This window comes from Flavobacterium nitrogenifigens (assembly GCF_003254565.1).
Classification (GTDB): Bacteria; Bacteroidota; Bacteroidia; order Flavobacteriales; family Flavobacteriaceae; genus Flavobacterium; species Flavobacterium nitrogenifigens.
The window spans coordinates 129980-141996 of the sequence record NZ_QJRI01000169.1 but is presented as its reverse complement, the minus strand read 5'-3'; the positions used below and the strand labels follow the sequence as shown (position 1 = coordinate 141996).

The 12017-nt window shown below is 35.2% G+C and carries 9 protein-coding genes; 7 read left to right on the top strand and 2 right to left on the bottom strand.

All coding sequences use genetic code 11. The features are described from left to right. Positions 1 to 133 precede the first annotated feature (133 nt). From DM397_RS07505 to DM397_RS07495, 3 genes are all read left to right on the top strand, one after another. Positions 134 to 1411 carry an acetyl-CoA C-acetyltransferase gene (locus tag DM397_RS07505; RefSeq protein ID WP_111376933.1) on the top strand — a complete coding sequence of 426 codons (1278 nt, stop codon included), beginning with the start codon at positions 134 to 136 and terminating at the stop codon, positions 1409 to 1411. Positions 1412 to 1703: 292 nt separating this feature from the next. Next, positions 1704 to 3614 (top strand): fumarate reductase/succinate dehydrogenase flavoprotein subunit, encoded by a 1911-nt coding sequence (locus DM397_RS07500; protein WP_111376932.1) that lies wholly within the window; start codon positions 1704 to 1706, stop codon positions 3612 to 3614. Positions 3615 to 3683: 69 nt separating this feature from the next. Continuing rightward, on the top strand, positions 3684 to 4430 hold the full coding sequence (locus tag DM397_RS07495) for a succinate dehydrogenase/fumarate reductase iron-sulfur subunit (RefSeq protein ID WP_111376931.1): 747 nt from the start codon (positions 3684 to 3686) through the stop codon (positions 4428 to 4430). Between the two features lie 105 nt (positions 4431 to 4535). Here DM397_RS07495 and DM397_RS07490 read toward each other — a convergent pair whose 3' ends face one another. Next, positions 4536 to 5285 (bottom strand): 4-hydroxy-tetrahydrodipicolinate reductase, encoded by a 750-nt coding sequence (locus DM397_RS07490; RefSeq protein WP_111376957.1) that lies wholly within the window; start codon positions 5283 to 5285, stop codon positions 4536 to 4538. Between the two features lie 359 nt (positions 5286 to 5644). On the opposite strand from DM397_RS07490, the gene DM397_RS07485 reads away from it, so the two are divergent. The 4 genes from DM397_RS07485 (at position 5645) to DM397_RS07470 (ending at position 9680) form a co-directional block, all read left to right on the top strand. Beyond that, positions 5645 to 6076, top strand: coding sequence for a DUF1810 domain-containing protein (locus DM397_RS07485; protein WP_111376930.1), 432 nt, complete (start codon positions 5645 to 5647; stop codon positions 6074 to 6076). Positions 6077 to 6323: 247 nt separating this feature from the next. Beyond that, complete coding sequence (locus tag DM397_RS07480) at positions 6324 to 7778, top strand: sulfatase family protein (RefSeq protein WP_111376929.1); 1455 nt, start codon at positions 6324 to 6326, stop codon at positions 7776 to 7778. Positions 7779 to 8241: 463 nt separating this feature from the next. Next, entirely contained in the window at positions 8242 to 8892 is a 651-nt protein-coding gene (locus tag DM397_RS07475; RefSeq protein WP_111376928.1) for a VOC family protein, read from the top strand. Between the two features lie 65 nt (positions 8893 to 8957). Next, positions 8958 to 9680, top strand: a complete 723-nt coding sequence (locus DM397_RS07470; RefSeq protein WP_111376927.1) for a hypothetical protein — start codon at positions 8958 to 8960, stop codon at positions 9678 to 9680. A gap of 53 nt (positions 9681 to 9733) precedes the next feature. Here the strand turns inward: DM397_RS07470 and DM397_RS07465 are convergent, their stop codons facing one another. Continuing rightward, positions 9734 to 11734 (bottom strand): heavy metal translocating P-type ATPase, encoded by a 2001-nt coding sequence (locus tag DM397_RS07465; RefSeq protein WP_111376926.1) that lies wholly within the window; start codon positions 11732 to 11734, stop codon positions 9734 to 9736. Between the last annotated feature and the right edge of the window lie 283 nt (positions 11735 to 12017).

The window sequence follows — 12017 nt, the reverse complement described above, 5'->3', positions numbered from 1 at the left end:
TAAAATAAAATTTAAAGCATTCATTTCTCTTCTATTTTCTGATAATATTAATCTACATTAAGTTTCAAACCGAAATCTATTTCTATCTTTATACTTCTAAATTTCAAAACCAAAAAACAAATAACTTCCTGATATGAAATCAAATACAATAAGAAAAGTTGTCATTGTGGGCTATAACAGAATCCCTTTTGCAAGAGCTAATACGGCCTATTCTAACGTAGGAAATAAAGAAATGATGACCGCATCGCTCAATGGTCTTATTGATAAATACAATCTGAAAGGAAAGTTATTGGGAGAAGTTGCCGGAGGTGCCGTAATCAAACATACTTACGACAACAATTTAATTCGCGAATGTGTAATGCAGACCAATCTTGATCCCGCAACACCTGCATGCGACTTACAACAAGCGTGTGATACGGGAATTGAAAGCGCTATTTATATTGCCAACAAAATTGCTCTCGGACAAATAGATTCTGGAATTGCTGGAGGCGTAGATTCTATCAGTGATATGCCGATTGCTGTTAGCGAAAAACTTAGAAAAATATTATTGGAAGCCCGTAAAGCAAAATCATTGGGAGAGAAAATTAAAACTTTTCTAAAACTTCGTCCAAAAGACCTTAGTCCGCTGGTGCCTCGAAATGAAGAAACACAAACAGGACTTTCTATGGGCGGGCATACTGAAATTACTGCAAAATATTATAAAATTTCTCGCGAAGAACAAGATGAGTTTGCTTTAAAAAGTCACCTGAATATGGCAAAAGCATATGACGAAGGCTTTTTTGATGATATGATTACTCCTTTCAACGGCTTAGAAAAAGATAATAATTTAAGAAGAGACAGCACAATTGAAAAACTAGCCAAACTAAGCCCTGCTTTTGATAAAGTAAACGGAACCCTTACCGCAGGAAATTCAACTCCATTAACAGATGGAGCTTCTTGTGTTCTTCTGGCTAGTGAAGAATGGGCAAAAGAGCAAGGACTTCCTATTTTGGCTTATATTACTTTTGCAGAAATTGCTGCAATTGAATACGTTAAAAATCAACAGAATCTTTTGTTAGCACCTTTATTTGCTGCTTCAAGAATGTTGGAAAAAGCAGAATTAAACCTGCAAGATTTTGACTTTTATGAAATTCACGAAGCTTTTGCTGCTCAGACATTAGCCACTTTAAAAATCTGGGAAAGCCCAGAACTAAGTGCCGAAATAGGTTTAAAGAAAACTCTAGGCGCTATTGATAGAAATAAACTAAATGTAAAAGGAAGCAGTTTGGCCGCAGCGCATCCTTTTGCTGCAACTGGAGGAAGAATTATTGGTGTAATGGCAAAACTGATTAACGAAAAAGGGTCTGGAAGAGGCTTAATCTCTATTTGCGCTGCAGGCGGTCAAGGAGTAACGATGATAATCGAGAAATAATTCTTTATATTTTTCAAAACATTTCGATTTAACTTTATAAATCTGCTAGATCTGCTAAATCTGCGGGAGTAATTTTTGCTCGCAGATTTAGCAGATTTTTTTGTCTCTATCAAATAAACCCGACAGGTTTTAAAAACCTGTCGGGTTTAACTTCAACATACAACTATTTAACTTACTTAAAGTCCATTTTTGTTTAAATATATTCATACAAAAACAGCTAAATATCAATATTTTATGCTAAATTTAGTTTTCTATTAAAGCTTTTGTATCAATTCATTTTAAACCACTAAAAATGATGGAATCAAAAATACCCGAAGGTCCTCTTGCTGATAAATGGAGTCTTTACAAGTCTAAAGCCAAATTGGTCAATCCCGCAAACCGAAAAAAACTAAATATAATAGTAGTCGGAACAGGTCTGGCGGGTGCTTCATGTGCTGCTTCTCTTGCTGAACAAGGTTATAATATAAAATCTTTCTGCTTTCAGGATTCTCCAAGACGTGCGCATTCTGTTGCTGCTCAAGGCGGAGTAAACGCTGCCAAAAACTACAAAAATGATGGAGACAGCACGTATAGAATGTTTTATGATACTATAAAAGGTGGCGATTTTAGATCTCGTGAAGCCAATGTTTATCGTTTAGCTGAATGTTCTGCACATCTTATAGACCACGCAGTTGCGCAAGGTGTTCCTTTTGCAAGAGAATATGCGGGATATTTAAACAATAGATCTTTTGGAGGCGTTCAGGTTTCTCGAACTTTTTATGCGAGAGGCCAAACAGGACAGCAGCTTCTATTAGGAGCTTATCAAGCCTTGGAACGTCAGTCATCTTTAGGAAAAGTGGCTTTATATACTCGTCACGAAATGCTTGAACTCGTTGTTATTGATGGCAAAGCCAAAGGAATAATTGCGCGAAATCTTGAAACAGGCAAACTAGAACGTCACGCTGCAGATGCCGTTGTTCTGGCTTCTGGTGGTTACGGAAAAGTATATTACCTGTCTACACTTGCCATGGGCTGTAACAGCTCGGCAATTTGGCGCGCGCATAAAAAAGGCGCTTATATGGCAGGCGTAAGCTGGATTCAGTTTCACCCTACTTCGCTTCCACAGCATGGTGAAAATCAGTCAAAATTGACTTTAATGTCGGAATCACTTAGAAATGACGGACGAATCTGGGTTCCGAAAAAAGCAGAAGATGATCGAAATGCAAATGCTATTCCCGAAGAAGAACGCGATTATTACTTAGAACGCCGTTATCCTTCATTTGGAAATCTGGCCCCAAGAGATATTTCGTCAAGAGCGGCAAAAGAAAGAATTGATGCGGGTCACGGCGTTGGGCCAATGAAAAATGCCATTTATCTCGATTTCTCGGATGCCATCAAAGCGCAAGGAAAAGATAAAATCGAAGCCAAATACAGCAATCTTTTTGCGATGTACGAAAAGATTACTGGCATAAACGCTTACAAAGAACCCATGCTAATTTCGCCATCGGCGCATTTCACTATGGGCGGACTTTGGGTTGATTATGAGCTTATGACTACAATTCCTGGTTTGTTTGCTTTAGGCGAAGCCAATTTTGCCGATCATGGTGCCAATCGATTAGGAGCAAATTCGCTACTTCAGGCCTGTGTCGACGGTTATTTTATTGCCCCTTATACGATTCCGAATTATTTGGCAGGCGAATTAAATTTACCAAAACCTGATATTTCACATCCAGCATTTGAGGAAGCTGAGAAAACAGTAAGAAGACAATTAGATCGCTTTTTACATACTAACGGAACACTTTCAGCAGATTATTTCCATAAAAAAATCGGACGTCTTTTGTATGAGAAATGCGGTCTTTCGCGAAGCAGACAAAAACTAGAGGAAGCCTTAATCGAAATTCGTGAACTGAAAGCTTCATTTGAAAAAGATCTAAGAATTACAGGCGATAATACGTTAAACAGCGAACTTGAAAAAGCAGGCCGAATTGCCGATTATATCGAGTTAGCCGAATTAATGTGCTACGATGCCTTACAACGTGAAGAATCCTGCGGCGCACACTTTAGAGAAGAATATCAAACCGCCGACGGCGAAGCTGTCCGCAACGACGATGAATTCTGCTATGTATCGGCTTGGGAATGGAAAGGTTTAAATAACGAACCTGAACTTCACAAAGAACCTTTGACCTTTGAATCGGTAGAACTTGCAGTAAGAAGCTATAAATAATTGTGAATTGTTAATTGTAAATTATTAATTAACAACTCAAAATTCATAACTCATAACTCATAATTATCTATGAAACTTTATCTTAAAATATGGCGCCAATTTAATTCTTCAACAAAAGGAGAAATGACAGATTATGAAATTGATGGAGTGTCAGAACATATGTCTTTTCTTGAAATGTTGGATCTTTTGAACGAATCTCTAATTCAAAATGGCGAAAGAGTGATCGAATTTGATCATGACTGTCGTGAAGGAATCTGCGGACAGTGCGGCGTTATGATAAACGGACGCGCTCATGGGCCTTTAAAAAACACTACAACTTGTCAGCTTCATATGAGAAGTTTTAAAGATGGGGATACTATTTATATTGAACCTTTTCGCGCAAAAGCCTTTCCTGTTCTACGTGACTTAAAAATCGATCGCAAAGCATTTGATTCAATTATTGCGTCGGGAGGTTTTATTGGTGCTGCGACAGGTCAGGCGCCAGAAGCAAACAGTATTCCGATTTCGTATGAAACGGCAGAAGCCGCTTTTGATGCTGCTGCCTGTATTGGATGCGGAGCTTGTGTGGCTTCATGCAAGAACGCCAGCGCAGCCTTGTTTGTTGGAGCCAAAATAACACATCTGGCACTTTTACCGCAAGGAAAATTAGAAGCCCAAACACGTGCAGTTTCGATGGTAAAACAAATGGATGAAGAAGGTTTTGGAGCATGTTCCGATACAAGAGCCTGCGAAATTGAATGTCCGCAGGGAATTTCGGTCCTTTCAATAGCTAAAATGAATTTAGAATATATGAAGGCTTTGACTTTTAGGAAGTAAATGAATTTCTCGCAAAGTCGATAAGACGCAAAGTTTTAAAATTAAAAAAACTTAAAAAGAAAGACTTTGCGACTTCGCGTCTTTGCGAGATTAAATATACTTTAATTATACTGTAAAATAAGGCGTCAGGATATCCTCGAAATTATACAATCCTTTTTCTTTCTCTTTTAGATTTTCGGCCACAAAAATAACTCCGTTTCCAAAGGCTTCTCTAGAAATCGATTCGTGAATTAAACGAACGGTTTGAAACGGGAAACCAAAAATAACTTCGTGTTTTCCAACAATTCCTCCTGCCCTAACCGAATTGATATTCTCTTTATCCACATCTAGTACTTCAGCAATTTTTACCGCTGTCCCAGATGTTCCTTGTTTGGTTTTAAAGTGTTCTTCGTTTACTTCAATATCAACCCACGGTGCAATTTTCTTTAGAAATTTTGCAGCAAACAAAAGGTAATTAACACCAAGCGTAATATTAGGCGACCAAAATACTGTGGTTTTCTTAGCCAGTTTCTTTAAAAACTCTAGTTCTTTATCTTTATAATGCGAAATAGCAGAAATAATTTTTACCTGCTTCTTTGCCGCGACTTCTCCATACGTATAAATTCCCTGATGCGATGAAAAATCTATAATGACATCAACAGGATGCTTTTCCAATAATTCTTCAATAGAAGTTTTAGAACTAGAATAGATTAAGCCGGGTTCTTCTGACTGTACTCCAAAAAATTCTGGAACCGATCTGTGTTCTAAAACCGTACTTTGACGTAAAACCCATTCTAAGCAGAATTTGTTATTTTCTAATAATATTGAAGCTACTGATTTTCCAGTTTTTCCGAATCCGATTAATCCTATTTTCATAAGCATTTATTTTTTATGGGCGAAGATGCCCGATTGAAAATATTGATATTTAAGAAGTCAATATCAATTCTAATTTTAAAGAATTCAGACCGTTTTAGAAACTGCCTGTTCATAAAAATAGAGAATTCATAACAGAATTACCAACTAAAACTTCATTTTATAACATTAAAATCATTTATTAATACGATTTTATCTGTTAATGCAAAATAAATCTATCCAATTTTACACCTGATCGCATTTCTAAATTATTTCGCTTAAAATGTTAAAAAATGGTTTTAAAAAATGAATTGGAGAATGCACAAGTAAACATATTTTGACTAGATTTATGGCCAGATATCCCCAAATTAATATCGTAAATAATGGCTTACAATAACAATGGATTACTCCGTTTTTTAGATGCTCAGAATAAATTGTATTTAACAGCTCTAGACGAAATCAAAAATGGAAAAAAAGAATCTCCCTGGATGTGGTTTATATTTCCGCAGATAAAAGGAATGGGTTCTAATGATACTTCCAAATTTTACGAAATCAAAAATGCCGATGAAGCAATTGCTTTTCTGGAACATCCAATTTTAGGAAAACATCTTGTCGAAATCACTTCTGAACTAATCAAAAAGGAAGAAAATGTTTCTGATATTTTTGAAAGCATTGACTTAGAAAATCTTCAATCTTGTATGACATTGTTTGCTAGCGTTCAAAATACTGAACCTATTTTTCAGGAAGTGCTTCACAAACACTTTGACGGTTCATCTGATTTTCATACACTGCAATTATTGTATAGCAATCTTTGATGTTTTAACCGCAAAGTACGCAAGGTCATTTTATGTAGTTTCTTAAATACGCAAAGAACGCAAAGCTTTGTCTAAAAAACTTTGCGTTCTTTATGGCTTAATTAAGGGTAATAAATCTCAAAAGCCTCTAAGCCCTTTTCTCCATAAAATGGGCTTTTTTATTTCTAAATTTCATCTTTTCAATATATTTGTGGTCAACCAAACTTATACGCCATGTCATTATTAATTATTCCAAAAACCACAAATCATGAAAAGAAGTTTCTTCTTGCTCTTTCTTTCGGCAGTTACCTCTTTAGGCATTGCTCAAAGTAAAAAATCAAATTCTAAGCCCAACATTATTATCATCAACATGGATGATATGGGGTATGGCGACACTGAACCCTACGGAATGACAGGAGTCAACACTCCCCATTTTAATCAAGTTGCCGAAGAAGGAATGCGTTTTACCAATTTCAATGCGGGACAAGCCATTTGTACAGCCTCTAGAGCGGCTGTATTAACTGGCTGTTATCCAAACAGAATCGGAATGTCGGGTGTATTGCTTCCTGGAGCCAAACATGCTTTAAATCCAAATGAAGAAACTATTGCGTCACTTTTAAAGAAAAACGGATACAAAACGGCTAATTACGGAAAATGGCATTTAGGGAATCAACTTCCATATTGGCCAACTAATTATGGTTTTGACGAGTTCTTTGGGATTCCGTATTCGCACGACGTATGGCCAATTGATTATGACGGTTATTCAAAAGTAACGGATGCTAAAGATATGCGTTCGAGCTTTCCTCCTCTTCCATTAATCAGCAATACAACCATTATTGATACGATTGAAAATATCAAAGACGCTTCAAAACTAACAACGCTTTTCACCGAAAAAGCAATTGGTTTTATCAAAAAAAACAAAAAAGATCCTTTCTTTTTATATCTCACACATCCTTTGCCACACGCGCCTTTAGCGGTTTCAGACAAATTTAAAGGCAAAAGCGATTTAGGTCTTTTTGGAGATGTGATAATGGAACTGGATTGGTCAATTGGCGAAATCATAAATACGTTAGATACAGAAGGAATAGCTAAAAATACCGTCTTAATTATAACGAGTGATAATGGCCCTTGGCTTGTTTTTGGTGACAATGCAGGTTCATCGGGCGGTTTTAGAGAAGGGAAATCAACTACTTGGGAAGGTGGTACGAGAGTTCCGTTTTTAATACGTTGGCCAGGTAAAATAAAAAGCGGCTCTGTAAACAGTTCTCTTATGACCAATATGGATTTACTGCCTACAATTGCTGCAATAACGGGAGCCTCCTTGCCTAGAAACCAGATTGATGGTTTGAATTTTCTTCCTGTTCTGACTGGAAAAACGGCTTCTAGCCCAAGAAAAGTTTTTTATTATTATTTCGGAGTTGGAAGCAATAATTTAGAAGCTATTCGATACAAACACTGGAAACTTGTTTTTCCGCACAAAGGCACAACCTACAACAAAAAATTACAAGGAAAAGATGGTTATCGCGGAGAAGGCGCTTCCGCAGAATTTCCAATGGCACTTTATGATTTAGCACATGATCCGGGAGAAGTTCGCGATGTACAGCAATTATATCCTGAAATTGTAGCCGAAATTCAGAAAATCGCTAATACTGCAAGAGAAGATCTTGGCGATGATTTGAATCAAAAGGTTGGAAAAAATGTTAGAAAACCAGCCACATATTAAAACACAAAATATTTAAAAAAATTATTTTATCTGTAAAGCCCCAGCGGGGCAAAATATTTATAGAGTTACAATAAAACAAATAAAAAAAGCTCCAGAGGAGCGACATCTTTTTCCCAACATAAATGTCGCTCCTCTGGAGCTTTATACTGTGAAGATTTATCCTTTGCTATAAATATTTCGCTTCTCTGAAGCTCACAAAAAAGAAATACTTTTAAACAGGCTAGTTTTTTAATTGAAAATCAATTGTAAGATGAAAGTTTTTTCGATAATCTCACAACAATAACAGTTTGTTTTTTCGTAATTTTAATAAAGCATTCTGAGATTTTATTTTACTTCTAACAATCATTTTTTACTATTCTTTCATTAATACATAAAATCAGACTGTATCTCTGATGATATTGTCATTTTTTAAATTTGTTTATCACTCAAAAGAAACTTTCTTCTTTTATAATAAATTATTGTCATGAGAATAGATCAGATACAAATTAAAACAAACGATATTCAAAAAACGAAAGCTTTTTATCAGAACATTTTTGGGCTTTTCATTCTTGAAAATGACCAAAAATCGATAACATTTCAAGCTGGAACTTCTATTTTAAAATTTGTCGAAGACAAAGAGTTTAATTCCATATATCATTTTGCTTTTAATATTCCCGAAAATCAGCTTGAAGAAGCCATTCAATGGTGTAAAAATAAAGTGGATTTAATTGTTCTAGAAGATAAAAGTGTAGTTACAAATTTTGAAAATTGGAATGCACATTCTATTTATTTCTTTGATCATAACGGAAATTTACTTGAATTCATAGCCCGACATGATCTTAATAATGAACAAATTGGCGAATTTAATTCCGCTTCTATTTTAAATATAAGCGAAATCGGAATTGTTACGGAAAGTCCATTAAAATTAGGAAATCAATTAATAGAAGAACACGGATTGCATTTCTTTTCTCAAAATACAAACACTGATAAATTTGCTGCAATTGGCGATCATGATGGTTTATTGATTTTGGTTCAACCGACTAGAAATTGGTATCCAACTCAGATTCCTTCTGAAAGTAATCCTGTAAAAGTAACTTTGGAAAACAATGAAAATATAATTGAATTGACGTTTTAATAATCAAAGACCTTTATTTTTACATTCGCATTTTCTAATTTTATAATGAACAATTAGTAGTATTTATGTCAAAAATCCTTAAGAGTTTCTTTTTTAATTTTATTTTCTTAACACATTTTATAGCAACTTGTTATGGACAAAATAATATCGTAATTCCGAAAAGTTTCAAAGAAACAATTCCACCAAAAGCATGGAGCGAAAATTGGTATAAATTAAATTATTCTAAAAATGAATATAAAGTTGAAATTACAAACTCCAAGCTCCAAATAGGAATTGCTAAACATCTGAATGAATGCAAACTTGAAATAGAATCAGGTACTCTAGTAGGAACGAATGGAGGCGAATTTGGCGGAAAATTAATTTTTATACCAAAAGACAAATCCAAAAGCGATGTGAAGATTATTAAAGCAAATATTCTTTTTTTATTTCAATTTAAAGGTAAAATTTATTTCATCTCCGGACTTCTCCATATGAGTTTTAATGGTGGCGGAATGTTTGAATTAAAACCAGAAGGAGATAATTTTTCTGTTCAAAAAGTAATGGACTTTGAAAGTGCGCCAATGGCATTTACAATTTATAAGGACACACTCCTTATTGCTGCCGACAAAGGATTTTATGTCATAAAAGATTTAAAAAAACAGCTGATTTTCGACAATTTATTCTGGGAAGGTTTGTATCCCAATTCAATTGCTGTTCTTAATGACAAAAATATATTAGTTGGAATTAGAAGTGGAATTGTCAAACTTGATTTAAATACAAAAAGATTAAGATTTTATATGAAGATTTAAGATTTTCGCAGAAAAATCATAGGATTTTTTCTGCGAAAAATATTCCTTATCCATTAAAACTTCATCCTCTGAATTCTAACCGCATTCAATATCGCTAGTAAAGCTACGCCAACATCAGCAAAAACAGCTTCCCACATCGTGGCAAGTCCGCCAGCGCCTAGAATTAAGACAAAAGCTTTTACTACAAAAGCCAATGTAATATTCTGCCAGACAATCTTTTTGGTTTGTTTTCCGATATTAATTGCCATTGCAATTTTGCTTGGCTTATCATCTTGAATCACAATATCGGCAGTTTCTATGGCTGCATCGCTTCCTAAACCGCCCATCGCAATTCCTACGGTGCTTAGCGCAATTACAGGCGCATCATTTACACCATCGCCCACAAAAGCAATTGTTTCGTTTTTAGATTTTATTTCATTGACTTTATCCACTTTATCTTCTGGAAGCAAATCGCCAAAAGCTTTTGTAATTCCCAATTTATCAGCTACAAACTGAACAACATTTGCCTTATCTCCACTCAGCATGGTTAGTTTTACTCCTAAAGATTTTAGTTTAGAAACGGTTTCTTTCGCATCTGCTTTAATTTCATCAGCAATAGTCAAATAACCTGCAAATTTACCTTCGTAAGCAATTGCAATTGTGGTATAAACGATTGAAGATGGATCAATATCATACGAAATCGAAAATTTATCCAAGAGTTTAAAATTCCCAACAAACAATTCTTTTCCGTTGTGTATTGCTTTTAATCCATGGCCGGAAATTTCTTCGATTTCTTTTAATTCAACCGAAGAATCAATTGGACCAATATGATTATGAATGGCTGTTGCAACAGGATGCGTACTTCTATTTTCTAAAGCATTAACCAGTTTTAAGATTTCATCTTTATCAAATTCTGGTTTTATAATAACTTCTTGAACTTTAAAAACACCTTCGGTCATAGTTCCTGTTTTATCTACCACAACATTCTGAATTGTAGAAATACTGTCAAGGAAGTTACTGCCTTTAAACAAGATTCCGTTTCTACTCGCGGCGCCAATTCCGCCAAAATAACCCAACGGAATACTGATAACCAAAGCACAAGGACATGAAATTACTAAGAAAACCAAAGCTCTATAAAGCCAATCGGTAAAAACATAATTGTCTACAAAAAGCATTGGAAGCAAACAAATCGCAATTGCCAAATACACTACAATTGGGGTATAAATTTTCGCAAACTTTCTGATAAACAATTCCGCAGGCGCTTTTTTGGTTGTAGCGTTCTGCACCAATTCTAAAATTTTAGATAATTTACTATCGCTGTAAGCCGTTGTTACTTTTACTTCGGCGATTGTATTGCCGTTTATCATTCCTGCTAAAACAGTTTCGCCTTTCTTCTTGCTATCAGGTTTGCTTTCTCCCGTTAGAGCTGCTGTATTAAATGAAGCGGAATCTGATAATAATTCGCCATCCAAACCTAGTTTTTCTCCTGCTTTAAGCTGAATAATAGCTCCAATCTGAACGTCTTTGGCTTTGACTTTTATCGGGATATTGTTTTCTAATATATGAACCTCATCGGGACGCTGATCCAAAAGACTCTTAATACTTGATTTAGCGCGGTTAACTGCCATTCCCTGAAAGGTTTCTCCAATGGTATAAAACAGCATAACAGCAACACCTTCTGGATATTCTCCAATCGCAAAAGCTCCAATTGTAGCAATGCACATGAGGAAAAACTCAGAAAAAATGTCTCCTTTTACAATGCTTTCATAAGCTTCTCTTATTACTGGAAGTCCAACTGGAAGATACGCAATCGCATACCACGCAATTCTAACATATCCTGTAAACCAATCTTGCGGAAAATAGTTATCAAAACCAATTCCGATTAGCAATAAAACAAACGATATAATGGATGGCAAGAACAATTTAAACCAGCTTCCTTCTACATTGTGTTCATGATCGTGGCCTTCATGATCGTGCCCATCATTCTCAGAATGTACGGGTTCATCATGAGAACAGCAGCAGGAAGGTTTGGCTTTATTTTTTGTACTTTTTACTTCTTTATCTTGATGTATCATTTTTTTGTTTCATGTTTCAGGTTTCATGTTTTGAATGCCTGAAGTTTTTTGTTTAAATAATGTCCTAAATTTAAGCATTTTGTGGTAAAGTTTATTACGAGAAAGACACTAAGTTTTTATTTAACTGTGGCGATTAATCTCGCAAAGTCGCTAAGGCGCAAAGTTTTTTTGCCGCAGATTGAAAGGATTTCAAAAAAATATTAATCTGTATAAAATAAAAATCATTTTAATCCTTTTAATCTGTGGCAAAATTTATTTCTCAATTGCCTCCAGCTTTAGCTGG

Excerpts from the sequence above, each read along its gene's own strand:
- DM397_RS07505 (WP_111376933.1), top strand. The coding sequence starts at position 134 with ATGAAATCAAATACAATAAGAAAAGTTGTCATTGTGGGCTATAACAGA.
- DM397_RS07500 (WP_111376932.1), top strand. The coding sequence starts at position 1,704 with ATGATGGAATCAAAAATACCCGAAGGTCCTCTTGCTGATAAATGGAGT.
- DM397_RS07495 (WP_111376931.1), top strand. The coding sequence starts at position 3,684 with ATGAAACTTTATCTTAAAATATGGCGCCAATTTAATTCTTCAACAAAA.
- DM397_RS07490 (WP_111376957.1), bottom strand. The coding sequence starts at position 5,285 with ATGAAAATAGGATTAATCGGATTCGGAAAAACTGGAAAATCAGTAGCT.
- DM397_RS07485 (WP_111376930.1), top strand. The coding sequence starts at position 5,645 with ATGGCTTACAATAACAATGGATTACTCCGTTTTTTAGATGCTCAGAAT.
- DM397_RS07480 (WP_111376929.1), top strand. The coding sequence starts at position 6,324 with ATGAAAAGAAGTTTCTTCTTGCTCTTTCTTTCGGCAGTTACCTCTTTA.
- DM397_RS07475 (WP_111376928.1), top strand. The coding sequence starts at position 8,242 with ATGAGAATAGATCAGATACAAATTAAAACAAACGATATTCAAAAAACG.
- DM397_RS07470 (WP_111376927.1), top strand. The coding sequence starts at position 8,958 with ATGTCAAAAATCCTTAAGAGTTTCTTTTTTAATTTTATTTTCTTAACA.
- DM397_RS07465 (WP_111376926.1), bottom strand. The coding sequence starts at position 11,734 with ATGATACATCAAGATAAAGAAGTAAAAAGTACAAAAAATAAAGCCAAA.